20 protein-coding genes are annotated in these 25303 nt (G+C 58.0%); 5 read left to right on the top strand and 15 right to left on the bottom strand.

Features of this window, described 5'->3' with window-relative positions; translation table 11 throughout:
- Positions 1-509: 509 nt before the first annotated feature.
- Complete coding sequence (locus ROO76_20150; GenBank protein ID MDT8070486.1) at positions 510-3644, bottom strand: TonB-dependent receptor; 3135 nt, start codon at positions 3642-3644, stop codon at positions 510-512.
- Between the two features lie 597 nt (positions 3645-4241).
- Between ROO76_20150 and ROO76_20145 the strand changes: the two genes are divergently transcribed.
- Positions 4242-6794: a glycogen/starch/alpha-glucan phosphorylase gene (locus ROO76_20145; protein MDT8070485.1), complete on the top strand. Its 2553-nt coding sequence runs from the start codon at positions 4242-4244 to the stop codon at positions 6792-6794.
- Here ROO76_20145 and ROO76_20140 read toward each other — a convergent pair whose 3' ends face one another.
- The 3 genes from ROO76_20140 to ROO76_20130 form a co-directional block, all read right to left on the bottom strand.
- Positions 6795-6917 carry a hypothetical protein gene (locus ROO76_20140; GenBank protein MDT8070484.1) on the bottom strand — a complete coding sequence of 41 codons (123 nt, stop codon included), beginning with the start codon at positions 6915-6917 and terminating at the stop codon, positions 6795-6797.
- A 24-nt stretch (positions 6918-6941) separates the two neighbouring features.
- Positions 6942-7748 carry a VTT domain-containing protein gene (locus ROO76_20135; GenBank protein ID MDT8070483.1) on the bottom strand — a complete coding sequence of 269 codons (807 nt, stop codon included), beginning with the start codon at positions 7746-7748 and terminating at the stop codon, positions 6942-6944.
- Positions 7749-7811: 63 nt separating this feature from the next.
- A complete protein-coding gene (locus ROO76_20130) occupies positions 7812-11288 on the bottom strand; it encodes a glycosyltransferase (protein MDT8070482.1) in 3477 nt (1158 codons plus the stop codon).
- A gap of 109 nt (positions 11289-11397) precedes the next feature.
- On the opposite strand from ROO76_20130, the gene ROO76_20125 reads away from it, so the two are divergent.
- Positions 11398-12822, top strand: coding sequence for a glycosyltransferase family 39 protein (locus ROO76_20125; GenBank protein MDT8070481.1), 1425 nt, complete (start codon positions 11398-11400; stop codon positions 12820-12822).
- 197 nt (positions 12823-13019) lie between these two features.
- On the opposite strand, the gene ROO76_20120 is transcribed toward ROO76_20125, so the two are convergent.
- From ROO76_20120 to ROO76_20100, 5 genes are all read right to left on the bottom strand, one after another.
- On the bottom strand, positions 13020-13241 hold the full coding sequence (locus tag ROO76_20120; protein ID MDT8070480.1) for a hypothetical protein: 222 nt from the start codon (positions 13239-13241) through the stop codon (positions 13020-13022).
- Between the two features lie 260 nt (positions 13242-13501).
- Positions 13502-14188 carry an outer-membrane lipoprotein carrier protein LolA gene (locus ROO76_20115; GenBank protein MDT8070479.1) on the bottom strand — a complete coding sequence of 229 codons (687 nt, stop codon included), beginning with the start codon at positions 14186-14188 and terminating at the stop codon, positions 13502-13504.
- A 22-nt stretch (positions 14189-14210) separates the two neighbouring features.
- On the bottom strand, positions 14211-14585 hold the full coding sequence (locus tag ROO76_20110; protein ID MDT8070478.1) for a hypothetical protein: 375 nt from the start codon (positions 14583-14585) through the stop codon (positions 14211-14213).
- A 247-nt stretch (positions 14586-14832) separates the two neighbouring features.
- Complete coding sequence (locus ROO76_20105) at positions 14833-15825, bottom strand: PilZ domain-containing protein (protein MDT8070477.1); 993 nt, start codon at positions 15823-15825, stop codon at positions 14833-14835.
- 181 nt (positions 15826-16006) lie between these two features.
- Positions 16007-16261, bottom strand: a complete 255-nt coding sequence (locus ROO76_20100; GenBank protein MDT8070476.1) for a hypothetical protein — start codon at positions 16259-16261, stop codon at positions 16007-16009.
- Positions 16262-16442: 181 nt separating this feature from the next.
- Here ROO76_20100 and ROO76_20095 point away from each other — a divergent pair, with 181 nt between their 5' ends.
- Positions 16443-17870: a GAF domain-containing protein gene (locus ROO76_20095; GenBank protein ID MDT8070475.1), complete on the top strand. Its 1428-nt coding sequence runs from the start codon at positions 16443-16445 to the stop codon at positions 17868-17870.
- Between the two features lie 126 nt (positions 17871-17996).
- Positions 17997-18479: a hypothetical protein gene (locus ROO76_20090; protein MDT8070474.1), complete on the top strand. Its 483-nt coding sequence runs from the start codon at positions 17997-17999 to the stop codon at positions 18477-18479.
- Positions 18480-18555: 76 nt separating this feature from the next.
- Here the strand turns inward: ROO76_20090 and serS are convergent, their stop codons facing one another.
- The gene (gene serS / locus ROO76_20085) at positions 18556-19845 is read right to left on the bottom strand and encodes a serine--tRNA ligase (GenBank protein ID MDT8070473.1); all 1290 of its coding nucleotides are present in this window, start codon (positions 19843-19845) and stop codon (positions 18556-18558) included.
- Positions 19846-20060: 215 nt separating this feature from the next.
- Here serS and ROO76_20080 point away from each other — a divergent pair, with 215 nt between their 5' ends.
- Positions 20061-21014 carry a dihydroorotate dehydrogenase gene (locus ROO76_20080; protein ID MDT8070472.1) on the top strand — a complete coding sequence of 318 codons (954 nt, stop codon included), beginning with the start codon at positions 20061-20063 and terminating at the stop codon, positions 21012-21014.
- A gap of 78 nt (positions 21015-21092) precedes the next feature.
- Here the strand turns inward: ROO76_20080 and ROO76_20075 are convergent, their stop codons facing one another.
- The 5 genes from ROO76_20075 to ROO76_20055 are packed head-to-tail and all read right to left on the bottom strand — an operon-like array spanning position 21093 to position 25022.
- Positions 21093-22487, bottom strand: coding sequence for a DUF4097 family beta strand repeat-containing protein (locus ROO76_20075; GenBank protein ID MDT8070471.1), 1395 nt, complete (start codon positions 22485-22487; stop codon positions 21093-21095).
- Positions 22480-22818, bottom strand: coding sequence for a DUF5668 domain-containing protein (locus ROO76_20070; GenBank protein ID MDT8070470.1), 339 nt, complete (start codon positions 22816-22818; stop codon positions 22480-22482). The genes ROO76_20075 and ROO76_20070 overlap by 8 nt, the downstream gene beginning before the upstream one ends.
- A gap of 9 nt (positions 22819-22827) precedes the next feature.
- Entirely contained in the window at positions 22828-23685 is an 858-nt protein-coding gene (locus ROO76_20065) for a DUF5668 domain-containing protein (GenBank protein MDT8070469.1), read from the bottom strand.
- Entirely contained in the window at positions 23682-24422 is a 741-nt protein-coding gene (locus ROO76_20060; protein ID MDT8070468.1) for a zf-HC2 domain-containing protein, read from the bottom strand. The genes ROO76_20065 and ROO76_20060 overlap by 4 nt, the downstream gene beginning before the upstream one ends.
- The gene (locus tag ROO76_20055) at positions 24423-25022 is read right to left on the bottom strand and encodes a sigma-70 family RNA polymerase sigma factor (protein MDT8070467.1); all 600 of its coding nucleotides are present in this window, start codon (positions 25020-25022) and stop codon (positions 24423-24425) included.
- Positions 25023-25303 lie beyond the last annotated feature (281 nt).

Genomic DNA, 25303 nt, shown 5'->3' with positions numbered 1-25303 from the left:
GAGGGCAAGTTGCTCTCGACGAAACAGGGTAAGTCGGGCATTCTGATGGATGTCCATTCGGTCGTCTCCTGAAAGTGGATTGCTCAGCAAAATCAGCTTCTCCGGTTTCTTCCGAATGGACAACCTCCTGAAATCCCACACGTTATCGGACATAGATTTACGTTTTGCGGCTCGCAACTTGTCCTTCGGGAACAGAGACAAGCGGCGGCGGGACACCCGCCAGGGCCAGCGACATGCCGACGATAACAAATGCAAAAGGCGTCCGACTGACGGACGCCTTATATTCTTCCCTATTTTCAGAATAGCAGATTGGGGTGGGGTGGTGTGACATTTGGGGCGAAACTTTATTTCGACTGGAATGAAGATTTTGCGGCGAAAGTGACAGTTTTTGTCTCTTGACAGATTTTTTTGAAATCTTGAGTTGAGGAAGGGACAAACTAGCACGAAGTCGCGGATGAAAAAAGAAAGGCCCGATGCTGAAGCATCGGGCCTGAGTGGTTTTCAGGATGTTAGAAGTTGAACCGTGCGCTTACCTGCAAACGGCGCGCTTGCGTCCCGTCGGGAGCGAGGGCGTCGGCGCTCGGGGTATATAGCAGGGTCGCACCCGGTGTGGGTACAGTCGGCGTCTTCTGGAGCACGCCTGTTGAGACTTCTTTGTAGGCCTGGCTGCTCGCGTAGCTGGTTGCAGACCAGTTGTTGGCAATATTGAATACGTCCAAGTTGAGAGCCAGCGACTTACCATGCTCGGCTCCGATTGGGATGATCTTGCTGATCCTCATATCGGCCCGGTAGAAGTTCGGCAGGTAGTAACTATTCACCGGCAGCCAGGGAACGCGTGAACTGAAGCCCGTCCCATTCAGACTGTAAGTGGAGAACATGCCGGGTACGTCCTTGGTGGAGTTCTTATACGCCGTCAAACTGCCGCTCGGGTGGCCGGTAGCCAGCGTAGTGATGTTGGACAGCTGCCAGCCATTCACGAAGTACTTCGAGAAAGCATCGGTACGACTGGTAAATGTCGGTGCCCAAGCCCAGGAGAGCACGAATCGATGGCGCTGATCGAGGTTGCCGCTCCCCTTATCAGACTTGTAATCGCCATTGTTCAGCCAGTAATAGGGGGTGTCCATGAAGAGGTTGTTGGTACCTCCGCCATATTGCTGGCCATCGTCGATCTCATGCGCCCAAGTGTAAGACGCCATTGCGGTGAAGCCATGCGAGAAGCGCTGGTTCAACTGCGCGGATAACGCATTGTAGTAGCTGTTGATGGCGTTCTCGTCCATTGAGATCCTTCCGTAACGGGTATCGGGACGAGTGCCGGTCACGATGTCGGTGGTGTAGGTTCCGGTCTGGTTGCCGTTTTCGTCTTCGATTATGTAAGTGAAGGGGGTGCTGGTGGTTGGAAGGTTCATGTCGCGGACGCCAATGAGCTGCAATCCTCGACTCCAAAGGTACGAGACGTCGAGCACGGTATTTTTCGCGATCTCGTGCTGGATGCCGAAGTTAGCCTGCTCGGAGTAAGGCGTGCGGATGCCCGGCGCCATGTATTGCAGGTTGGCTGCCGAGACCCTGGCAGAGCTGGGAACTGACGAGAGGATGTCTGGAAATACTGGGCCGGCCGCGAGTTGCGCCGACTGAGTCGATGCGAGCGAGATACTAGTTTGATACAGGCCGTTGCCGCTGGTGAACAGGTTATCTATGGTGCCGCCCTGGAATCGGGCAAAGAACATGCCATATCCAGCCTGGAGCACAGTCTTAGGATCGAGTTGATAGGTAACGCCAATTCGTGGCGCCAGATTCAGATTGTCTGACGAGATGTGGCAGGTCTGAGTGTAATCCGGGTTGCACACCTTTGGCTGTGGCAGTTGCGTGTATTCGTAGCGCGCGCCGAGCGTCAGAACCAGTTTATCGGTAGCGCGCCACTGGTCTTGCGCGTAGAAGGCCCAGTCGTTTTGCGTAAACGCTATGTCCGGTTTGCCGAACGTCTGAGAATAAGACTGCCAGTGCTTCGTCCCGTCATTGCCGGAATAATCCAGGGCGAAAGCATTGACGTTCTGGTAGCTGTAACTGCCGTTGTAGTTGCTGACGTAGTAGACGTAATCGTGGGTGGTGGCGATATCGGTGCCGAACTTAAAAGTGTGCTTGCCTTTCACCCAAGTCAGATTGTCGGTGAACTCGAAGCGGCGCTCGTTGGGTTCCACGCGGGGCAAATAGTTGGTCGCGCCAATGTTGGTCCCATAAACGCTGACGGCGAGCAATCCGAGTCCTTCACCGAGCAAAGCAGGGTTCGGGGAGTCGGCCTGCCGGTCAGTGGCCAACCCGAAGCGGAATTCGTTGGACAAGGAATTGGTCGGAGTTGTCAGCCACTGCAGCCGGCCGTTTTTCACGGTGACGTAGTCGTCACCGTTGCTGGTAAGAGCCGAGCCGCTCGTCGAAACGGCGCCGGTCTGGATGCCATTCGGCGAAATGGAGTGCAGGAAGTTGAAACTGGCACTCAGGGTGTTGCGGTCGTTCAGACGGTAATCGAGTTTCGCAAGATAAAGCTCCTGGTCCAGCCTGCGGGGAATTGTGCCGTAGAAACGTGGCAGGAGCGCATTGATGGCGGCGCATTGCTCGGGCGTGGCGGCCGGGAATCCTCCGCTGGCAACACCGCACGATTTCCAAGTCTGGGTGTCGCCGTCAACCGCGTTGCCGCTCTTAATGCTGCTGACCATCGGGAAGTTGCGTCGCGTAGCTTCAAAGTTAACGAAATAGAAAAGTTTGTCTTTGATGATCGGTCCGCCGACGTTTCCGCCCATCTGGTTACGTTTTTCTGAGGGATTGAACTGGGCGAAATAGTCCTTAGCATTGAAGCCGGTACTGCGATAGAACCAGTAGGCGGTGCCGTGTACGGCGTTGCCGCCGCTCTTGGTGACGGTGTTGACTACGCCGCCCATGGCATGTCCGAATTCCGCCGAGTAGTTCGAAGTGACCACCTGGAACTGATCGACGGCATCTTGCGAGATCTGTGTGGCGATACGGGTACGTCCGGCGTTTTCGCCGTAGAAGCCTTCGGTCGTGTCCACGCCGTCTACCAGGAATGCGTTCTGCCCGGCGACGCCGCGGAAGGTCAGCAGGCCGTAAACAAAGTCGTTGCTGACGCCGGGCGTAAGCAGGACGAATGAGTCGACGCGCCGGCCGTTGATCGGCAAGTCCTGGATCTGCTGCTGGTTGACAACTGCGGAGTTATCGGTCTTGGTGGGATCGACGAGGGGCGCTTCGCCGGTCACTACGACTTCCGTGCCGCTGGCTGCAACGCGGAGCGCGGCCCGAAGATCGACGTTGTTGCCGACCTGGATGGTGATGTCTTTCACGACATAATTGGCAAAGCCGCTCTTGGTGACCGTCACGGTGTAGCCGGCAGCCGGAACAAGAGCCGCGAAATTGAAAACGCCCGCTGAACTACTGTCGGTTTCGCGGTGAACTCCTTTGGCCGTGTTGTCGAGGACGATGTGAGCGCCCGGGACCACCGCGCCCGTGGAGTCTTCCACGACGCCGGAAACGGACCCGACCCCGGCGCTTTGCGCGAACAGGATGGCCGGAAAGACTAAAGACACAGTCAATAGAATGCACAGTTTTCGGAGTTGGGATGTGGGGAAAACAGCTTTCATGATGCTCTCCTGAGAACTACAAAGCTCACACTCGCACGGTCCCGAGACGCACCGGTCCGAGCCGGGAGTTCAATTTCTTTACTTACAAGTTCGTTGTTGTGCGCCCGACAAGGATTGGAGGGGACTTGCCCGGCACGGACTTCGTCATCAGTCGTGCGAAATACCCTGGGGAAACTGGTGAATTACGTCTTGCGACGCAAGTTGATTAGAACACTTTCCAGTGACTCTGAAAATTTAAAAATGCATGAAAACGCCCGTCCAGTGCACCGTTTCGGGTGCATCAACAAAAGCTTGCGTTGAGATCAGTTCTTTGAATTGTGGAAGTTGAGGGATTGACCTTATGGCACGGGCGGGAAACGCGCAAGCGAATGTGTCTGGGGATGGGCTAGTCAGTTACAATCAGACGGACGGCAAATCGGAAAAACGGCAAAACTGAAAGCAACCGAGGAACCGAGAAGCACCGGAAGAACCGAAGATCGGGCGAACCGAAGAGCGGAAAATACGGCCCTGCAGCGCGCGGACAATTCGGCAGAACTATCCCACCCTAACGCGAGAAGCGCGCGTTAGGATGGGCACCCGGGCGGTGGGGCACCCATTATGTCGGCAACGAATTATCTGAACCAGGTCAGGCCCGCGGATGTTCTGCGGGACGCCATCGATTTCCATCTGCGCTACACGTTTGTACGTGAGGGTGTTCCAGAGGTTCCGGCAGAGGTTTTGCCCGCTTTGTCGCTGGCGATACGGGACCAACTCGTCGACCGGATGCTGGAGACAGAGCGGAGATACCGTAACGCGGGGGCGAAGCGTCTCTACTATCTTTCGATGGAATTTCTCATGGGGCGCCTGGTGGGCGACGCCATGTGCAACCTGCGGCTCGAGGAACTGGCGCGACAGGTTCTCGCCGAGAAAAAAATCAATCTGGATGAGGTTCTGGAGAGCGAGCCGGACGCCGGGCTGGGTAATGGTGGCCTCGGGCGGCTGGCGGCGTGTTTCCTGGAATCGCTGGCGACGATGAACATGCCGGGTTTCGGCTACGGCATCGATTACGAGTACGGACTGTTCCGGCAGGAGATCGTCAACGGCTTCCAGCGCGAGAAGCCCGACCGCTGGAAATCGGGCGGAACGCCCTTCCTGTTGCCGCGCAATGAAGAAGCTGTAGTAATTCCCATCTATGGGCGGGTGGTGAACTCGAGCGACCCGGAAGAGAATTTCCGGCAGGAGTGGCTGGATCACAAGATCGTCGTGGGAATTCCCAGCGACGTCCCGGTGGCTGGATACAACGGCACGACGGTCAACTTCCTGAGGCTATTTTCGGCACACGCGTCGGAAGACTTCGACATTGAGATCTTCAACCGCGGCGACTACATTCGCGCAATCGAACAGAAGATTGGGACGGAAAACATTTCTCGCGTGCTCTATCCGTCGGACTCTGTGATGGCGGGTAAGGAATTGCGGCTGGTGCAGGAGTACTTCCTGGTGGCGTGTGCGGTGCGCGATATCGTGCGGCGCTATCTGCAGGATCACTCCAACTTCGATCATTTTCCCGGAAAAGTGGCGATCCAGATGAACGACACGCATCCGGCGCTGGCGGTGGCGGAGCTGATGCGCGTGCTGGTGGACGAGCACAATCTCGAGTGGAACTACGCGTGGGAAATCACGCGGGCAACGTGTGCGTATACGAATCACACGCTGCTGCCGGAGGCCCTGGAGCGTTGGTCCGTGTCGCTGATGGAGCGCGTACTGCCGCGGCATATGCAGATCATCTTCGGGATCAATTACCAGTTCCTGAAGAGCCTGCATGCGTATTCGTGGGTTGACGGCGAGAAGATCCGGCGCATGTCGATCATCGAGGAAGGTTTTGAGAAGCAGGTGAAGATGTCGCACCTGGCGATCGTCGGCTCTCACGCTGTGAATGGTGTCTCGAAGCTGCACAGCGAACTACTTGAGAAGACTCTTGTGCCGGATTTCGCGCAGCTGTGGCCCGACAAGTTCAGCAACAAGACGAATGGCGTCGCGCCCCGTCGTTGGCTGCTGAAGGCAAACCCTGGGCTTTCCAAGCTGCTGTCCGAAACAATTGGCGAGAAGTGGATTGTGGAGTTAGGCGAGTTGCGGCGACTGGAAGAGTTCGCGAACGATGCCGGATTCCAGTCAAAATTCGCCGATGTGAAGCGCAAGAACAAGGTTCGCCTGGCGCGAATTATTCACGAGCAGACCGGCGTGAAGGCGGACCCCGACGCGCTGTTCGACGTGCAGATCAAGCGTATTCACGAGTACAAGCGACAACTGCTCAACGTTCTGCGTGTCATTGCGGATTACCTGCGGGTTGTTGAGGACGGCGAGGAGATCGCGGTTCCGCGCACGGTCGTGTTCGCGGGCAAGGCGGCGCCGGGATACTGGGCGGCGAAGCAGATCATCAAGCTGATCCACAATGTCGCCGAGGTTGTGAACGACGATCCTCGGGTGAAGGACCGGCTGAAGGTGACCTTCCTGCCGGATTATCGCGTATCACTGGCGGAGACGATTATTCCGGCGGCGGACCTGAGCGAGCAGATTTCGACGGCAGGCATGGAAGCCAGCGGCACCGGCAATATGAAGCTCACGATGAATGGAGCTCTGACCATCGCGACGTGGGACGGGGCGAACATAGAAATCGCGGAAGCTGTCGGGGAAGAGAACATCTACATCTTCGGGCTGCGCGCGGAAGAGATTCTGTCGATGCAGAAGAACGGTGTCTACAATCCGCGCGAGATGTACGAGAAGGATCTGCATATTAAACGCGTGCTGGACTCGTTCACCAACGACCGGTTTTCGAAGCACGAGCCAGGACTGTTCCGCTGGATCTTCGACGAGCTGGTAAACCGCGGAGACCGCTTCTTCCATATTGCCGACCTGTCGTCATACGTGTATACAAACGGCGAAATCGAGTGCGACTACCTCGACCAGAAAACCTGGCAAAGGAAGGCGATCCTCAACACCGCGCGGTCGCACTACTTCTCCAGCGACCGGACGATTGCCGAGTACTCGAAAGATATATGGGGGATTCGGAGCGTCGAACCTACGCCGCCAGTGGTGAACTTCTCCGCCGTCCAGAGTACCGAGCCGAGAGTGATTTATGACCACGCGCTCGGGGAGAACCTGGAAATCGGGTAATTACGCGGTCGCGCCCAGTTCTCCTGGATGTTGAAGCGGGTAGCCCTTGGACTTCCACTCGTGCCAGCCGCCTTCCAGCGGATGAACGTCAGTGATGCCTAACCGCCGTAATTCGAGCGCCACCCGGGCGCTCGTGGCTTCGTTGGGTCAAGTGCAATAGAGTACGACGCCGCGGTCGCGGGGTATTTCCATTTGGCGCGCGCGGAGTTCGCTCGGTTCCATTCGCAGTGCGCCGGGCAGGGTACGGGGGTCGGGCAGGGCATCGAGGGCGTGGCGGAGATCGATAATCGTGACCGGGTGACCGCGATCGAGCATTCCTTTCAGTTGGTCGACGGTGATGCGGTCTTTCGCAAGCGACTTCAGGAAGCGGCGCCGGTCCTCATACTTCTGCAAGATGTAAGCAGCCAGAGTCATCCCAAGCAGCAGCACCAGCCAGAATCCGAGCCGTCGAAAGTAGAATGCGACGTTCTCAAGTTGATTGCTGAAAAGCCAACCCATTCCAATGAAACTCCCTGACCAGAGAAGAACGCCGGCCGTGTCGAACAGCAGGAAGCGGCCGAGTGGCATTTGGAACATTCCGGCAACCGGTGACGCAGCGGTGTTCAGGCCGGGAACGAACTTCGCGAACAGCAGGGACTTTTCGCCATACTTCTCGTAAAGGCTCTCGGTGCGACGCACGCATGAATCGGGCTCAAGTGAGATGCGGCACAGCAAACGCAACACGCTCGCGCCTTTTCGTTTGCCGATTCCGTACCAGATCAGGTCCGAACTGAGCGCCGCGACGAGACTGACGGCCAGCACGACCGAAAAGTACATCCGCTGCGTTCCGGCGAGGGCTCCGGCCGCGAGCAGGACGGGTGATGCGGGGATGGGCAGCCCGATCTGTTCGCCGAAGACCCAGGCGAAAAGCAGCGTGTAGCCGTGTTTCAGTAGAAAGGCGACTAGTTCGAGCACGGAGAGATCTCAGGAGAATAGATGCTGGCGGAAGGGAAGTCGTTTCATCGGGTAACGAGAACACTAATCATTTCGTCCCGCGCCGACCGGTACCGCGGGTTGGGCCTTCACGGTGGCGCGGCGTTCGAGTTTGTCCCAGGCGAAGCTTTCGCCCTCCATAGCGCGCTTGATGGTCTTCATCAGGACTACCGAGAACAACTGGCGGTAGGCGAAGCGCTGCAGCCAAACCTGTCCGAGGAGCCACCAGTCATGTCCATGGCCGCGGCGGCGACGCTCAAGGCTGAAAGCGATTGTCGAGGCGATGAAGTCGATGATCATGAACAGCGCGAAGTAAATTACCAGCTTCTGGAAACTTGCCGGGTCGGCGGTGTCGGGATGGAAGTGGCGGTCCCAGATCCAGTACTTGAGCGCGCCGTAGGCGAACATGATGTCGATGAATGGCGAAACGATCGGCAGCAGGATCTGGAAGATGATGATGTTAGGGATGGCGATCCAGCCGAGCGCGCCTTCGCGCACTGTTGCCCGCCGATGCTTATAGACGGCCTGCAGGATTCCGAAGGACCAGCGGAAGCGCTGCCGCATTAAGCCGCGCGCGTTGTGCGGGGCTTCGGTGTATGCAATCGCGCGGTCTTCGTATTCGACCTTGTATCCGGCCTGTAACAGCGCCATCGTGAGATCGGCATCTTCGGCGACGGTATCGACGTGATACCCGCCACATTCGCGCACGGCTTCGGTTCGCCACGCGCCGATTGCGCCGGGCACGACGCTCACGGCAGAGAAAGTGTTCAGGGCGCGCCGCTCGAAGTTCTGGCTTGTGATGTACTCCAGCGCCTGCCAGCGTGTCCAGAGATTGATCTTGTTGCCGACCTTGGCGTTGCCGGCCAGTGCGCCGAGTTTCGGGTCGATAAAGTTTGGAACGAGGTAACCGATTGCATCCGGCGCGATGACGGTGTCGGCGTCGATCCCGACGAAAATTTCCTCCGTCACGTGTTGAAGGCCGCAGTTGAGAGCGCGCGCCTTGCCGCCGTTTGGTTGTGTGAGGAGCGTCACCCGGCCGGCTGCAATTTCCGGAGCGAACGAGTCGTTCACAACCTCGTACGTGCGATCGGTGGACCCGTCGTCAATGACAATGGCTCGCAGCCGCGTGTAATCGGAATCCAGCACGGCGCGTATCGTGCGCTCGATTACTTTTTCTTCGTTGTAGGCCGGGATGAGAACCGCGACATCCGGTTCATAGCCTGCCGCATCCCTGGCCTTACCCTGGCCGCGACGGCGGAAGCGATCGAAGATGGCCAGCGCGCCTACACCGACGAGCCGCCCGGTCATGAGAATATCGCCGACAAAGAACACGGCGACAATGAGCGTGTTCAGGAAATTGCCCAGCAGAAATCCAACGAGGTCGATTTGCGCCCAGAAGCGGTCAGCACCCTTTACGGTCGGCATCACCTGTTCGCGAGTTTTGCCGAGCAGTTCGGAGACGGGAACGATTTCGTAGCCGCGGGCGCGCAGACCCTCGATGATCATGGGGAGGGCACGGACCGTTTGCGAGCGGTCTCCACCGCCATCGTGCAGCAGGATGATGTTGCCATTACCCAACTGCGACATGACCGATGCGGTGACCTGCTCGGCGCTCTGCCGCGGATTATCGTGCCAGTCGTTGGGGTCGATCTTGTCGCCAATCGTGAGATATCCGAGCGACTGTGTGAGTTCGAGCGGACGAACCTGGTCTTCGGTATCAGGCTCCTGGTCGATGGAATATGGCGGCCGGAACAACCGCGTCTTGATGCCAAGCACGCCGGCGAAGAGGCGCTCGGTAAGGTTCAACTCGACCTTCATGTATGTTTTCGAGACGTCGCTGATGTCCGGATGCAGGAAGGTATGGTTGCCGATCTCGTTGCCTTCGTCGTAAATGCGACGAAGCAGGCGCATATTGTTCTGAGCCTCAGAGCCGATAATGAAGAAGGTCGCTGTCGCGTGCTCCTTCTTCAGTATGTCCAGAATCCTCGGAGTCCATTGTGGATCGGGGCCGTCGTCGAAGGTGATCGCAACCTTCTTCTTATCGGAGCCGCCGTATTCGCCGAGACGGTAGGGCAGCGGAAGTTCCGTTATGCGCTGGTCGGTGACGTAGCCGGTATCTTTGTCTACGTCGAGTTCGCGACTACCCTCTGATGGTTGCGCCTCGATCTGGAGCACTTCGCCGGCTCCTTCGAGGTCGACATCCTGTCCCGGTGGCATTACGCGGAGCTTATCGACGGCGTTCGGATCCATCGGCTTATCCCATATCTGCCAGAGCGCACGGTCTTCGGATCCAAGCCGCCAAAGCGCGAACGTCGTGATTCCAAGGTGGCGTGCGGCGCGCATCTCATTTAGTGCGGTGACCGCGTCGAGATACCAGACCTCGTGCTTGGTATTGTCCTCGTCGAGATATGAGAAGTGCGGGTTCAACTGGTCAGGGTCGAAGTCGATGTCGGCTTCGGAGTCGTGTGCCTCGAGCCACGCGTCCTGCACGGAAACGTTGTGCGCGTTCCCGTCAAACGGCTTCTGGTCTTTGTGGACGATCCAGTCGTAACCGTAGTTGCCGATAGCGCAAATGATCTTGTCCTGCGGGATGACCTTCAGTGCCGCCTTCAGGTTGTTGATGAACCAGTCCTGACCGGCAATCGGACCGGGCACGCCACCGGGGTATCCGGGATAGTGCTGGTCGTAGTTCATCAGGATCAATCCGTCGGCATACTTCGACATGAAGGAGTAGTCGAAGTCCTCATTGTTGGCCGGGACCGCGACATACAGTTTCATGCCCCTGGCGTGAAGGTCGGACGCGAGTTCCTGGATGAGCGCGCGATAGCCGGGTTGCGCGGACAGCGGGAACGCCTCAAAGTCGAGCGTGAGGCCGCGATACTTGTCGCTGGCAAGAAATGTCGTGAGTTGCCGGCGGAAACGGGCGCGCGCCCCCGGGTCGCTCAGGAATGAGCCGATGTTTTCCTTCCAGACGCTGGCGACCGGGTCGAAGTTGTTCACCATGGGGAAAACTTCGGTCTCGGCCTTCTCGGCCTTGAGATATGGCATTAGCTTGTCATCAACAACGCGCGGTCGGCCATTCTTGTCAATGACGTTGTAGAGCTGGTTCAACTCGGTGACGGCCTGCAGACGCCCGTCAGGTGTCAGTACGTGAAGCCACTCGGGATAGAGCAGGTCGATCTGGTGGATATATTCCCGCAGGGAAGAGAAACTGGCCGCGTCCCAGGTGACATAAAATGCCCCCCGGATGCCTTCGTCCTTGTTGAGGACGACTTGCGAGGGGGCGATTTTGGTCTTGCGGTGCGTGCCGATTTTCTTCGGGTGTTTCCGCTCTTTCTGCAGCAGCGCGTGGTAGGACTTTTTTTGCACCGGAAAAAGAATTTGCCCTATGTCCGAGTCGGAGACGACGGTTACGACGAAGAAGACTGCGAGCAGCGTGAACAAGACGCCGAGGACGTCGAGAATGCGGCGAATACGCTTTCTGCGTTTGCCCTCTGGATCGAAGAAAACTGGTTTGGACATGGGGGGAAGTACTACTTACATGCTAAGTGTCTGAATAGATTGCGTCAATTGGACCAAACGGGGGGAATTCTGCTGCGCTCTCTTCCAAAGTAGATTTATCATCGAGTTAATGCGCGAGTTACTGCGGAAAAATTCGCGATTCTTCCTGCTCCTGACACCGGCGGCCCTGCTGTTTCGGCTGTATTTTGCCCTTTACATCCCGTGCCTTTCCGCCGGCGATACCTACACCTACGCGAATATTGCCCGGACGCTGCTCAATTATCACGTCTACGGAATGTCCGGCGACAACGGCAGCTATTACGCGACTTTGATACGTCTCCCGGGGTATCCGTACTTTCTGGCGCTGATGTTTCGGTTCTTCGGGCAGGATAACTGGCGCGCGGTGATGATTCTGCACGCATTCATCGATACGGCGACCTGCTTCGTCATCGCCGCGATCGCCCGCAGAATCATCAACGAGCGAGCGGCGAAGATCGCGTTTGTACTGGCGGCCTTCTGCCCGTTTACCGCGAACTACGCGGGAACAGTTCTGACAGAGACGCTGACGATCTTCTGCACCAGCCTGGCGTTCTTGTTCGCGATCATCGCGTTCGACGAAAAGCGATTGGGGCCCATGGTGGGCTGCGGCGCGGCGCTCGCATACGGCATCCTGCTGCGGCCAGATACGGGCTGGCTGCTGGGATCGATCGGGCTATTCATGCTGCTGCGCATGTGGGTGATCCCCGGTGAGAGGAAATTCCTTTTCCGCGCGGGCGTGGTGGTACTGGCCGTGTCACTGGTACCGCTAGTGCCGTGGACGATTCGCAATTGGCGCGTGTTCCACGTATTCCAGCCACTGGTGAATCCGGCGGCATTGGATCCGGGCGAAACGGAACCGGCAGGGCTGGATCGCTGGATGAGTACGTGGATCGTGGACTACTCCAGCCTGGAGGATGTGGCGTTCCACGTCACAGGCGAGGCGATACCATTCGAGAATATTCCCGAGCGGGCGTTTGCGGATGCGCAAGAGAAGGCTGAAGTCCAACAACTGATCGCGCGCTACAACGAGCATTACGAAGTTCCACCCGATGTGGACGCCGCGTTCGGGCGCATCGCCGACCGGCATATTCGTGAACACCCGATTCAGTATCGCGTCATCATCCCGCTGCTGAAGGTGGCAGACATCTGGCTGCGTCCGCGCACCGAGATGCTGCCCATCGACACTCACTGGTGGCGCTTCTCCGTCGATCCCCACGACTCTTCCTGGGCGGTCGCGCTCATGCTACTGAATTTTGCGTTCGTGGCCGCAGCGATAATGGGAATGCTGCGCGGACCGCAGATGCGGTATATCGGAATGTTCCTCATGTACATGCTCGTTCGAACCTTGCTGCTGGGTTACATGGGAGAAGTGGAAGATCGGTACACGCTGGAGTGCTTCCCGTGTTTGTTCATTCTGGGAGCACGTTATTTGGCGGGATGGGGACAGCAATCAGCACTCAGCACTGAGCATTCGGTCGATGAAGAAATCGCGAAGCCATTAGCTATAGGCAATTAATACGAGAATCCCGGCAGATACAAAGAACTGCCCCATTCACCGCCTGCAAATGCGGAGCCCCTGCGCGGCGACGGCAAAGAGATGGAACGCGCGGCGGCAGCAGCGAAAGGCAAACCGGGCGCGGAGGACTGGATGTTTTGCACGCCGAGTCGCTGGTGGCTGCACATGATGGACTCTTACAGCGTGCAGGGTGATTACTATTGCGGTTTCAACGGGGAGTCGCTCATGCGGAACTTCGTGCGCACGTGTTCCGAGAGGAGCTCGAGGGCTGGGCGGTTCGACTCAGGGTCGGATTTCACGAGGTAGCTCATAGCCTGAACTAGCAGCCGCTGCCCTTCGATGTACGCGGGATCGGCGCTGCGCTCGCGTTTGAGATGATCCGGATTTGGGCGGCTCGGAATTACAAATACTTTGGCCAAAACAACCTCTCGAAAAGCTACAGTGCCTGAACTTCTATTGGAAGCCGGCAACGTCCCACTCCGTTGCCTGATAGAGCGTGAGTATACCGCGCGCTTGGAATTTGACCACTGAATTCGCCTGCAGGAGCACAAAATCCTGTAAAAGTTGCTAGCCGAGACTTCTGAGCTATCTGCGACCAGCAATCAGCCATTCAAGACAATTTGCTTTTGCGAATTGCGAAAACCCGAATTGCGAGTTGACACTGCTGGTCGCGATGACGCTAGCCCTGCGGCGTCACCACCCTGGTTTTGCCGGTTGTGTGGAGTTTGAAGATGTCATCCGGCAGCTTCCCTTTGATTTTGATGTTCTTATACGTGGCGAGCCGGTAATCACCGCTTGAAGATTCGAACTTCTGCTGCACGCTGATGCCGCGCGCCGGGTCGATCCAGAGAGTGATCGTCTGAAACATATCGCGAATCTTTTCCGATTTCGGCGTAAGCACAAGCTTCTGGGTCGCAACCCCACTCACCGTTTCAGGTCCGCCGTACTTCACGTCGAACGATTTCTCCAGGTCGTGGCCGCGGCCGCCGAAGCCCAGGACGAGGAAGCTCTCGAACGTATCGCGATTCTTTCCTGCATTGTATTTCGTCACCTGCTCGATCTTCGGCTCGTAGATCTGCACCACGCCGTTTGTGAACAGAATGTGCTTGATCTCGGGTTTCGTGATGGTTGCTGCCATCTCCACATTGTTGCCGTTGCGGCGGAAGTACATCGTGCCGTCCTGGAAATCGTGTTCCTTGACGACAGCCGTGTACTGGTCCCACACGAAGTCGGTCTGGACCGTCTTCATGTCCGAGGCGGCGCGATCCATGGAATTGAGAACGCTCTCAAGTTGTGGATTCGCTTGGGCGACGGCGACGGTGCAAAGGATTGTAAGAAAGAGAGCAGTTATGATCTTGCGTTTCATTCGTGTTCTCAGAGCAGCGAAATTATTGACGTCGGACCCACACACGATAACCCACGGTTCGACCGCCGAGATCCTGGACAGGCTCATAACGGCTGATTTTCGATTCCCCAGCGATCGGTTCGATCACGCGCATTAAATCCTGCCGGATCTGGTCGTCGCTGTTTCCGTGTACCGCGGCAGCCTGAACCTCGAAAATAAAGCCATTAATTCCGTCCGGGACGACTTCTACTTGAGTTGGATGCGGCTTGCGCTCTGCCGGTTTGTCCTTGAAATTCACGAACATAGGGGTGACGAAGATGAACAGCAGTATCAACGTCACCATGACGTCGTAATGAAAGCTGCCGCGCGGGAAGGTCCACCAGATGTAGCCCTTCACGGTTTTCCAGAAACCAGTCACGGAACAATGATAGCAACTGGAGAACAAAAAGCCGAAATTTCTAATGGGTTAAGGATGTAAGTGAGTCAGTGAATATACGCCACAACAGAAAAAGATGACGCCCAACACGAAGAAGAGAACACGATATGCAGTCGTTTGCGGCAGATACTGGAAACCCCGGATGGAGGCCCTGCCCGTGAAGGCACCGCTCACCAGGCCGATCCCTAACAGCAGTTGCAATAGCGCGAAGCGAAACTGCATGCGCCATTTATACAGGCTGCGGGACGTCCAGTGGTGGCAGAACTTCGCAGAGATCGCGAATTCGGGCCCGCTGGGCAGGGTCGATGGAGACGAATTCGAATCCGTAGTTACACGAATTGCTGCGGCGACGAACCGTCGCTCGGGCGGAGAACACTTCATCCGCCATGGGCAAGCGAAACTCGATCGTGACCATTTCGCCGGGAACGAGTTCTTGTTCGAGCTTGGCGCCAAGCCCGAACTCGTTAAGGTCGGTAGAGCGACCGGAGATGACAATGAGGTGTCCCGAACGGAACACCTTCACATCCACTGCGACATGAATCGCAAAACGCGAGCTGATACGCGCCACCGGCCATTTTAGAACGCTACTGTTACCGATCATCTCATCCAGGATTGACAGCAGTTTCTGGCGCGGCTCTCCTTTATGGATGAATGCGTCTACCTCGGCGAGAAGCGCTTCGGGGATCTGCGCCGGATAACCCGATAAGAGAACGATGCGGGTCTCGGGTGTTTCGGCCTTCAACGCCAGCACCAGCCGGAGGCAATCGACGCCGGGCAGCGGAAAGTCGAGGATGAGCGCGTCGAAGCCATAGTTCTTGAGGTATTCGGCGGCATCGCGCGCGCTCTGCACGCACACGACTTCGAAGCCGGCTGCCTCGAGCATGCCACGGCGCGCCTCCAGTTCATGCTCCTGGTCATCGATATAGATGATTCGTTTGCGCGTCTGCGTGCCGACTTCGATGCACTTGAGGCCGATTTCGCCTTCGCGCGAAGAGCCAGGTTCGCCGACCCACAACACTTCAAAGCGAGCCTTGCGGTTTCCCAATTGGATGGAGAGGACGGAGCCAGGGTCAAGCTGAGTGTTGAGCCCCGTAATGCGGGCCCCGGCTGTGGAGATGTCGAGAGTCTTGGCGGATTCAATGAACGCGCGCCCGCGGCGGTCCAGCCCGGAGACAAGCGCCGGCACCTGCAACGGAACACGCTCTTCCCGCCGATAACCCATTGATGGAATGGTATGTAGAAGGTCGGGGCGTCGCTAGTTACGAGCGTAACCAAGAGGGTTTGTCGATCGACGATTTTCAGATTGACGACTGGAAGACAATGTCGAAATGAGGAATAGAAGCACAAAAAGCCACGCAGAAGCGGCGCGGCTGTGCTCGGATCAGGGGCAGTGGAAGCCTTGTTTACGGCCAGTTGCGGGTTAGCTTCGGCGTCTCGGCCGGGGCGTTCTGCTGGACGGCCGAATAGGTTCCGCCGGCGGCCGGGCTGTTGTTCATGGCCGCAGTTGTAGCCGCGATCGCCTGCTTGATATCGGCAGCATCGGGCTGCTCGCCATCTTCGGAAAGCATGGAGATGACGATACGGATTGCCTCGATTTCCTTCTCGAGGCGTTTCATCGCAAGTTCTTTCTGGCGGAGGAGATCGTAAAGGTTCTTCATGAGAGTCCCGTGAGCGCGACTATAGCAACTCTGCGATCAAAGTCAAGAATGAACGGCAAAATGGCCAATGGAAAAGCGGCAAAGCGGGATAAGTCCAGCTACTATTTGCGGATATCGATGGTTGACACTTACGCCAACACGCGCCACACTTCGTAATCAGCAACTTAGCCCCAAGAGAGCGATGAGTATAGAAACGAAACACCGTGGCACCAAGCGGTGGATTCCCGAGGCCGATCCGGATCGAAAAAACCTGGAACGGGTGCTGGCGTTTGCCTACGGGATGCAGATGGGGCATCTGCGCCGTATTGCCGACGAGTTGACGCAACTGGCACGACAGGCACGGCTGGCGACGATGGCTTCGGGAGCTGCGATCGCGGTTGAGCACCAGCACCGCATCGAGTGCATCGCGAGGAGCGGCGAGGCGGCGCCACAACTGGGTTCGCGCCCGGCGGCGAATATCGGGCTTGCGGGCGAATGCCTGCGCACGGCGCTGCCGCAGTTCTGCGGCGATACCGAAACCCATCCTTTCGTCGATCGAATGCACTCGCGCACCTTCGGCGTGCGCTCCATCGTATACGTTCCGGTATTCCGTGGAGTCAAGCCTGAAGGCGTGATCGGCGTGTTTGCCGACAAGCCAAACCACTTCACACCGCACGATGTCCGTGTCCTGCAGATGATGGCGCGGGAGGTGACGCGATCTCTGAAGTGGGAACTCTCGCCGGAGGTCGAACCAAAGCCGCTGGAAATCCCGCGAGACGCGGCGCTTTCGGAAACATCCTTTGTCGAGACGCCGGCCGAGGCGCTGCCGGTTCCGGAGAAGCCTGTCGGCTCACTGGGGGAGGCGCTGATCGCCACCGGCGCGGCGCCGACTTTCGACAAGTCGATCGAATTGCCGGATGAGGAGCGTCCGTTGTTCGAGCCCGATCTGACCACCTCGCTCGAACCGGTCGAGGCAGTGGTTACCGAGCCGGAGACCACTGAGGACTTTGACTGGGCTCGCCCGCCGGAAGAAGAAGCGTCCTATCCCGCGAGGGCGACCAGCTATCTCTTCTCGGAAGAGCACCCGGGGCGCCGCCTGGCGAGCATCATCGCGCTCACGATCGTCGTGGTCCTTACTTTGCTGACAGTGTGGTGGGCGGTTCCGCGCTTCACCTCTGGCACTAACATCGAGCCTACAGCCGACTACATCGCCGGGAAGCAGTTGGCCCACAAATCCGGTGCCACAGCAGGTGGCCTTATCTCTGGGGAGGTAAAAGCCGCGTCGGCCGGCCTTGTTTTCGTGCGCGACATCCGTACCCAGGTCACGCCCGGACATGTCTTCGTCACCATTTACCTAAGCGCCCCCGTGCAGTTTCAGACACAGCCCGCGCCCGATCACATCTACGTGGATCTCCACGGCGTGCAACTCTCGCCGCTGATGAAGGCGACGACCGTCGATCCCGCCGGACCCATCGCGCAATTCAAGCTGACACCTACGGATGAGCCAGGTGTCATCCGCCTCGGCATGCTTCTCGATGCACCCTGCACGTTCCTGGTCAGCGTCACTAACGATCCGCAAGCAATCGTGCTCGACGTGCAGCCACAGAAGGGAATCAGGCCGGGAAGATAGAAGGCGTGGATCGCGATAGGTAAGCCCCGATACCGATAACAATCGTGGAAATTGCCCTCTTCCTGGTTTAAGATGCCGGCCGTAAATTTTTGTGGAACTGGCTCGAAACGCCAAAGGAGTAATTGAATGGTGAGGCCCAGTCACAGCGTCTACTGTTTGGGCGCAATTGCGATTGTGCTGTCATTGCAGGTTGCCGCGGCGGGGCAATTCGGGACAGCTCCGAACAACTACTATCCCCCAAGCTACAACGGCGGGACCTTTACAGGAACAGTAGAGAGCACAACGGCCAACAGCATTAAGTTGGTTTATAAGCATGGCGATCGCGCCGAGACCTTTGAGGCGACTGCCGTGGCTCCGTGCCGGCTGCCAGAGGGCAACAATGCCGTGGCGCCCTTTCCGTTGTCAACAATCAAGAACGGCTCAGTTGTCACGCTTCTCTACAACGCGAAAACCGTCAAGACAGACGGGCGAAAACAAAAGAAATATGAAGTCGTAGGCATCACAGTCGACAACTGGAACGGTAAAGTTATCGACGAAACAAAGCGATATCTCTTTCTCTGTGTCCCGCCTGGAACATTGTTGCACTATAGGGCGTTCGGAGATAACTAAGCACCACACTTACGCGTGCATCCAGGTTCGTAAGAGATATATCTCCTTACCATGGCCTGTCCCGCGCAACCGTCATTTACCTTTTCTTCGTGATCCTCTCCGCCCCCACATACTTCCGTAGCGCTTCGGGAATCACCACGCTGCCGTCCGCCTGCTGATAATTCTCGAGGATCGCAACCCACGTTCGCCCGATCGCGAGCCCGCTGCCGTTCAGGGTGTGGACGAGTTCGGTGCCTTTCTTCCCTTCAGGGCGGTAGCGGATGTTGGCTCGGCGCGCCTGGAAGGCTTCGAAGTTGGAGCAGGAGGAGATTTCACGGAAGAGGCCCTGGCCGGGTAGCCAGACTTCGAGATCGTAAGTTTTCGCGGATGAGAAGCCCATGTCGCCGGTACAGAGCAGCACGCGGCGGTAGTGCAGCCCGAGCGCTTCGAGGATGGATTCGGCGTCTCGCGTGAGCTTCTCATGCTGCTCATACGATTCTTCGGGCTTGGTGAACTTCACGAGTTCGACCTTCTGGAACTGGTGCTGGCGGATGATGCCGCGCACGTCTTTGCCATAGCTGCCGGCCTCGCTTCGGAAGCAGGGCGTAAACGCCGTCAGCGAGATGGGCAGGCGCGCGGCGTCGAGAGTTTCGTCACGATAAATATTCGTGACGGGAACTTCGGCGGTCGGGATGAGCCAGAGGTCGCGCTCGCCATGCGGCACGCGGAACAGGTCCTGCGCGAATTTCGGCAACTGACCGGTGCCGTACATGGAATCGGAGTTGACCATGTAGGGCGGCAGTACTTCTGTGTAGCCGTGCTCGCCCGTATGCAGGTCGAGCATGAAGTTCATCAACGCGCGCTCGAGACGGGCGCCGAGATCCCAGTACAGCGCAAAGCGTGCGCCGGTCAGTTTGGCGGCGCGTTCGAGATCGAGTACGCCGAGCTCTTCGCCGAGTTCCCAGTGCGGCTTGGGCTGAAAATCGAATTTCGGCGGTTCGCCCCAAGTCTTCACGACCTTGTTGTCGTGCTCGTCCTTGCCGACCGGGACGCTCTCGTGCGGTATGTTGGGAATGCCGGTCAGGATGGCGCGAAGCTTGGAGTCCTGCTCTTCGACTTCTTTTTCTAAGGCGGGGATCTGTTCGCGCATCTGCTTGGTCTTTTCGATCTGCGCGGTGGCGTCCTCTTTGTTCTTCTTCAGGCGCGCAATTTCTTCGGTGATGCGATTGCGCTCCGCCTTGAGCGTCTCTACCTGCTGGATGGCAGCCCGCCGCTTCTGGTCGATGGCGTGAAAGTCCTTCAGCACTTCATCAGGAACCTGGCCGCGCTGGCGCAGCATTTCTTCAACTCGCGGGAGATTATCGCGGACAAAAGATAAGTCAAGCATGACCCTTTAATGTAATGGAAAGGGCGGGGAATTTGCACGGGGTTCTCAGTTCTCGGTCCTCAGTTGGTTCTTCGTTAGGGTCGCGAATATCGGCGAAGAAATGCAGATCACCTCGACTCCGCCGTAAAGGCGTGCGGCTCCGCCCGGGATGACGGCACTGGGGCAATCCGCGTGTTCCGCGAAAATCCTCGGTTCGTCGTTTACACTAGGAGCCAATGAGCACCTCTCCAATCCGTCGCGGCCCGCCCGACATGAGCATCGAGTTCTGCGGGCTAAAGTTCAAGAACCCGGTCATCGCAGCCTCTGGGACGTTCGGATACGGCGTCGAATTCGAAGACATCGTTACCCTAAATAAGCTTGGCGGCTTCGTCGTGAAAGGCCTCTCGCGCGAGCCGATGGCGGGCAATCCGCCGCCGCGCCTGTTCGAGACTGCCGCAGGAATGCTGAACGCCATAGGGCTGCAGAACATCGGCGCGCAGGCCTTCGTTGAAGAGAAACTGCCGCTGCTGCGCAAAGTCAAAGACATCATGGTGCTGGCCAACGTCTTCGGCTACAGCGTCCACGACTATGTCGAGGTCATCAAAGTGCTCAACGATGGCGAGGGAATTGCGGCCTACGAACTGAACGTGTCGTGCCCGAACACGAAGCACGGGGGCATCACCTTCGGCCAGGATGCGGCGTTGCTGTCGGAAGTGGTGTCGTCGGCGAAGGCGAACTCAAAGCGCCCCCTGATTGTGAAGCTCTCACCGAATGTGACCAGCGTCGGCCGTATGGCACGCGCGGCTGAAGACGCCGGTGCGGACGCGCTTTCGCTGGTGAACACGTTCCTGGGGATGGCGATCGATCCCGTCACCCGCAAGCCGCGCATCTCGAACATCACGGCGGGACTTTCCGGGCCTTGCATCAAGCCCATCGCCGTTCGCATGGTGTACGAGGCGGCGCATTCGGTGAACATCCCGGTGATCGGCATGGGCGGTATCAGCACCGCCGAAGACATCGCCGAGTTCATGCTGGCGGGGGCCGCGGCAGTCGAGGTAGGAACCGCGAACTTCTGGGACCCGTGCGCGTGCGAAAAGCTGGTCGACCAGTTCGAGCGCTGGTGCGTCGAGCATCGGGTGGGAAGCGCGAGGGAGCTGACCGGCGGAATGCTTTTAGAGAACCCGCAGTAGGAGCACAAAGTTCGAGGGGGGAGCCTCTCGGCTCCCCCCTATTTCAATTTCTCTGCTTTGTCTCTGTGGTGAACTGTCCTAACTGCTGCTTTTCCGGATATCGATATCACCGACATCGGTAGACACAGTGACCTTGGAATTTCCCTTGCCGACCATCCCTTTGACGTTGGCGTTACTCTGCCCACTGCCTGAAGCGCTCAGCTCCGGGTAATCGGAACTGAAGCTGCCATTGCCGGTGCTGGCGTCGAGGTGGAACCCGGCGTTGTTAGGCATAGTCAGCCGAATGTCGCCGTGATTCGTCGTCACCTGCACGTTGCCGAGCGGCTTGTTTGCGAAGCCAACGGTCACGTCGCCATTTTCCCCTTGCAGATTAAACGCGCCGCTTACGCTGTCGAGTTGCACGTCCTTGGTTTTCAGGTTCATGGTGGTCGGGCCGACGATGTTGTCAGCACGCAGGTCCGTACGGTCCATATCGAGATCGCCGTCGAGCTTGGCCAGTTCGAAGTCCGAGCGTGAGGAGTGGAAGGCCACGCCTTTGCCGATCTTGGACAGCTTCAGTTCGTCAATCACGTCGCCGTTGACGGTCAACGCTCCGGAAACATCGGCGGCCACCAGGTCGTTGATATGTCCTTCGGCGGTGATGTTGCCGGTCACCTTGCTGGCGCTCAAGGAGCCGTGGCTCAGGTTGGCGTTAATGTTTCCGGTGATCTGGTCGAAGCTGACGTCGCCGCGCATTGCTTCCACATGCGCATCCGCCGTGCGATCCGTAACGTTCACGTCGCCGTGGCGGGCCGAGATATCGAGCGGCACCTTCCGTGGGAGATAGATTTCGAGGTCGGTGACTACGCCTTTGGGCCCTTCACCTTGCGTGTTCGCGTTGATGGTGATGTTCGATCCCGCAACCTCGACCTGGGGCTTCGTGGCGCCGTTCACCTGCTGTGCGTCCTGGTCGTTTCGAGCGTAGACCTTCTTATGCGTCACAACCTTGACCTGATCGTTATCCCACGCGTTGACGGCGACACTACCGCGATCGCTGACGATCTTCACGGTCGCATTGGCCGGCAGATCCTGCGTGAACTGGTCATCGTAGGTGTAAGCGTGCTGGCCGAGCATGGTCATCATGTCGTCGTCCATGCCGAACTGGTCGCGCACCTCGCCCCAATTGACCTCATTGTTCACGCGCCTCAGACCGGTCATGCTCAAGCCGAAGATGACGATGAAGATCAGGAGCACGACCGTACCGCCACCGATGCCGGGCGCGTACTCACCGCTCTTCTTCGCACTGTAGTATTCCCAGAGCTTGATCGCGCCGACAATGATCAGCAGCACCGGCCACCAATCGACCAACAGATTCCACCAAGGGAAGGACCAGCCAAGGTTCTTCAGCAGAAAAATGATGCCGATGATGATGAGAATGACCGGGCCGGCGAGCGAGCGCCGGCGTCGCGGCGGATACATTGCGGGGCTAACCATTGTGCACCCCCTCGGTTCCTGGTCCCGGAATATCGGGCGGAATGTCGCCCGGCACCGGTGGTGGTTGCGGCGGATATACACCCGGCGACGGAACATAGCCGGGTTGAACGTAGCCGATTGCAATATGTCCTTCGGTCGAGGCAGTGCGCTGTAAGACCATCACAATGCCGATCACGATCAGCAGGATCGCCCAACTCCGGTCGAAACTCATCACGTTCAGGTTATCGAGCAGGAACAGGATGCCTAGCGTGACGAGCACGGTAGGACCCATCAATCCCCGGAGACGGCATCTTGGGCAGCCACAGCGCGGATTTGATCTGAAATGTGCCATGGTGTCCTCCTACTCCACCTTCTGTTGTTGCTGCCGGCGAATGAAGAGCCACACGCCGACGCCAATCAGCAATAACGGCCACCAGCGGTCGAGATTCAGGTGGGTAAAGTTTCCGAGCAGGAACAGCACGCCGAGGATGATCAGGATGACTGCGCCCGCGGGCGTTGTTTCCCGCCTTGCCGGCGGCTCCGGTTGCGGGGGAGTCACGTAGGCCTGCTGCGACGCTGCGGCACCATACGGATCCTGCATCGATCCCGCGTACGGCTGCTGCGGCGGTACCCCGGCGGGATCCGTTCCTACGCGGTGGAATGCGGAGGCCGCAGTGGAGAATCCTTCTCCGATACGCTCTCCAGCTTCATGCATACGCCTCGCATACGCAGCCTCGCTGGTAATACCGCCCGCGAGGTTGTTGATCCCGAACGGATCGGGCAGCGGCAGCCCGTACTTCATCGCCTTCGCCGTCTCATAGGCGTCGAAAACCATGTAGAACACCCAGGCGGCCACCAGCAATCCGAAGAAGCCGGAAACGTTATTGCCGAGCCAGATGAACGTGATGAAGATCAGGACGTGAATGAAACCCTTCACGAACTGGCCGTTGTACATGGCTCCCACTCCGGGGATGAATCCCAGGATGGCGGCCAGCCCCGGATGACCTCCACCGCTGCCGGGTTCTACGGGCGGCGCTCCCGGCGGTGGCGCGACATTGGCCCCACGTGGAGGCATGGTGTCGCCCACCCGTGCGGCTAAACACTCCTCGCAGTACACAACACCGCGAACGTCACGAGCGCAGCTGCTGCACACCGCCTTGCCACACGTGCGGCAGTATGCCGCCGCTGCGACATCAGGGTGCTTGGCGCAGGTGCTCATATTTCCCTCCTCTGCCGTCCAGGATCGGGTAGCCTTCTGTCCAGCGCGACCAGAACACTGTCGTCATTGTCCCGGCTGTAGTTCTGGTATTGCTTTTGTTCGGGCTCGCGATTGGTGTTGTTCTGCTTCTCGTCCCTTGGCGGATCTTTCTGTTTTTCCTTCTCATTGCTACTGCCACCGGCATCGCTGCCGGTATTGGTCACGCGCTTCAAATCGCGAACGCGCGACTCGATCTCGTAGACCAGCCGAATGTTCTCGTAGTACTTCACCACCTTCGCCTGGCTGTCGTAGTACGCGCGAGTGACGCCTTTGGGCGTCAGGTCCCTCGGCCGAACCCCGGTCACGCTCATGATCATGGATACGGAGAAGAACGCCATCGCACACGACATTGCAAATCTTGGGGTCCACAGTGGCGAGAGATGAGGGGTAAACCACACTCGCACCCGATCCCACAGTGGCGGCTTACTGGCCTCGGCTTCGCGCGCCGTCTCGGCGACCCCCGAAGTCGCTACCAGGATGTTGTGAACCAGGTTGCGAGGAGGCTCGACCTCGTCCAGGGTCTCGAGCCACTTCAGCCCCGATTCCGCTTCGGCGAACATCGCATTGCAAGTCGCGCATTCGGTCTTGTGACGCTCAAACCTCGCCTGCTTCTCGCCCGTAAGTGTTCCGTCGAGAGCGTCGGCCAGGAGCGCTTCAAATTCCGCGCACTGCATCCGGTTTTTGGTTTCGCCGTTCATCTAACTCACCTGCCTATATGTACGTTGCAATAGCCGTGCCAGTTCCGTTCGGCCCCTGTTTATCCGCGACTTAACTGTCCCCTCGGGAACCTTGAGCGCCGCCGCGATCTCCCGGTAATCCATGTCCTGTAAGTCCCGTAGAATCACCGCCTCCCGAAGTTCCGGCGAGAGCTTCTGGAGCGCCTCGTGCACCATCTGCTTGGTCTGTAACCGTTCAACCTGCTGATCGGGGCTAACCCCTTTATCTTCAATCTGTTCGGAGATGGACCGACCCTCATCTTCCTCTCCGATCGGGGCGTCCATGGAATCCGTAATGCGCTCGTTCTTGGTTTTGCGAAAGTGGTCGACCAGCAGATTCCGCGTCACCGTCGTCACCCAGGTATTAAACGAGGCCCTCTCCGGATCGAAGCTGGCCATCGTACGGTAGATCTTGATGAACACTTCCTGGGTGAGATCCTCGGCGTCGTCTGCCCCACCAGCGAACCGATAGCAGATGTTATAAATCCGGCGATTGAAACGGTGAACAATTTCTTCCCATGCAGCGGCATCTCCGGCAACACAGCGCCGAACCAGAATTGCCACAATCTGGGCGTCGTCCAACCGATGCTCCCCCGAGACTTTCTGTGGACACGCCGCAGCAGGGATAGAGTAAGCCGCGGCCATGCTCAGAATTACGAGTCCCGTCGATGAAAAGTTCCGTACTGACTATGAGTTCCGCGGGAATTGTAGCAGTAGCCCGGAAGGGTTCCCAGTGCTTGTTCTTAGGCGGTTCTCCGTTCTGTGTTCTCCGTTCTTCGTAAAAACGCTTTTGCCGCTCCTGGCTCGTCGTCCGAGGCCTGCGGTTGGTTTTTCAGTGGCCGATGGCCCGATGGCACGACGGC

It is taken from the genome of Terriglobia bacterium, from assembly GCA_032252755.1.
Lineage (GTDB): Bacteria > Acidobacteriota > Terriglobia > Terriglobales > Acidobacteriaceae > JAVUPY01.
The sequence above is the reverse complement of the archived record's forward strand: the minus strand, read 5'-3'. Positions and strand labels throughout refer to the sequence as shown.

Coding starts and splice junctions, on each gene's coding strand:
- serS (MDT8070473.1), bottom strand. CDS start 19,845: ATGCTTGACTTATCTTTTGTCCGCGATAATCTCCCGCGAGTTGAAGAA.
- ROO76_20065 (MDT8070469.1), bottom strand. CDS start 23,685: ATGAGCACCTGCGCCAAGCACCCTGATGTCGCAGCGGCGGCATACTGC.
- ROO76_20130 (MDT8070482.1), bottom strand. CDS start 11,288: ATGTCCAAACCAGTTTTCTTCGATCCAGAGGGCAAACGCAGAAAGCGT.
- ROO76_20070 (MDT8070470.1), bottom strand. CDS start 22,818: ATGGCACATTTCAGATCAAATCCGCGCTGTGGCTGCCCAAGATGCCGT.
- ROO76_20095 (MDT8070475.1), top strand. CDS start 16,443: ATGAGTATAGAAACGAAACACCGTGGCACCAAGCGGTGGATTCCCGAG.
- ROO76_20100 (MDT8070476.1), bottom strand. CDS start 16,261: ATGAAGAACCTTTACGATCTCCTCCGCCAGAAAGAACTTGCGATGAAA.
- ROO76_20080 (MDT8070472.1), top strand. CDS start 20,061: ATGAGCACCTCTCCAATCCGTCGCGGCCCGCCCGACATGAGCATCGAG.
- ROO76_20125 (MDT8070481.1), top strand. CDS start 11,398: ATGCGCGAGTTACTGCGGAAAAATTCGCGATTCTTCCTGCTCCTGACA.
- ROO76_20105 (MDT8070477.1), bottom strand. CDS start 15,825: ATGGGTTATCGGCGGGAAGAGCGTGTTCCGTTGCAGGTGCCGGCGCTT.
- ROO76_20090 (MDT8070474.1), top strand. CDS start 17,997: ATGGTGAGGCCCAGTCACAGCGTCTACTGTTTGGGCGCAATTGCGATT.
- ROO76_20145 (MDT8070485.1), top strand. CDS start 4,242: ATGTCGGCAACGAATTATCTGAACCAGGTCAGGCCCGCGGATGTTCTG.
- ROO76_20060 (MDT8070468.1), bottom strand. CDS start 24,422: ATGAACGGCGAAACCAAAAACCGGATGCAGTGCGCGGAATTTGAAGCG.
- ROO76_20115 (MDT8070479.1), bottom strand. CDS start 14,188: ATGAAACGCAAGATCATAACTGCTCTCTTTCTTACAATCCTTTGCACC.
- ROO76_20150 (MDT8070486.1), bottom strand. CDS start 3,644: ATGAAAGCTGTTTTCCCCACATCCCAACTCCGAAAACTGTGCATTCTA.
- ROO76_20075 (MDT8070471.1), bottom strand. CDS start 22,487: ATGGTTAGCCCCGCAATGTATCCGCCGCGACGCCGGCGCTCGCTCGCC.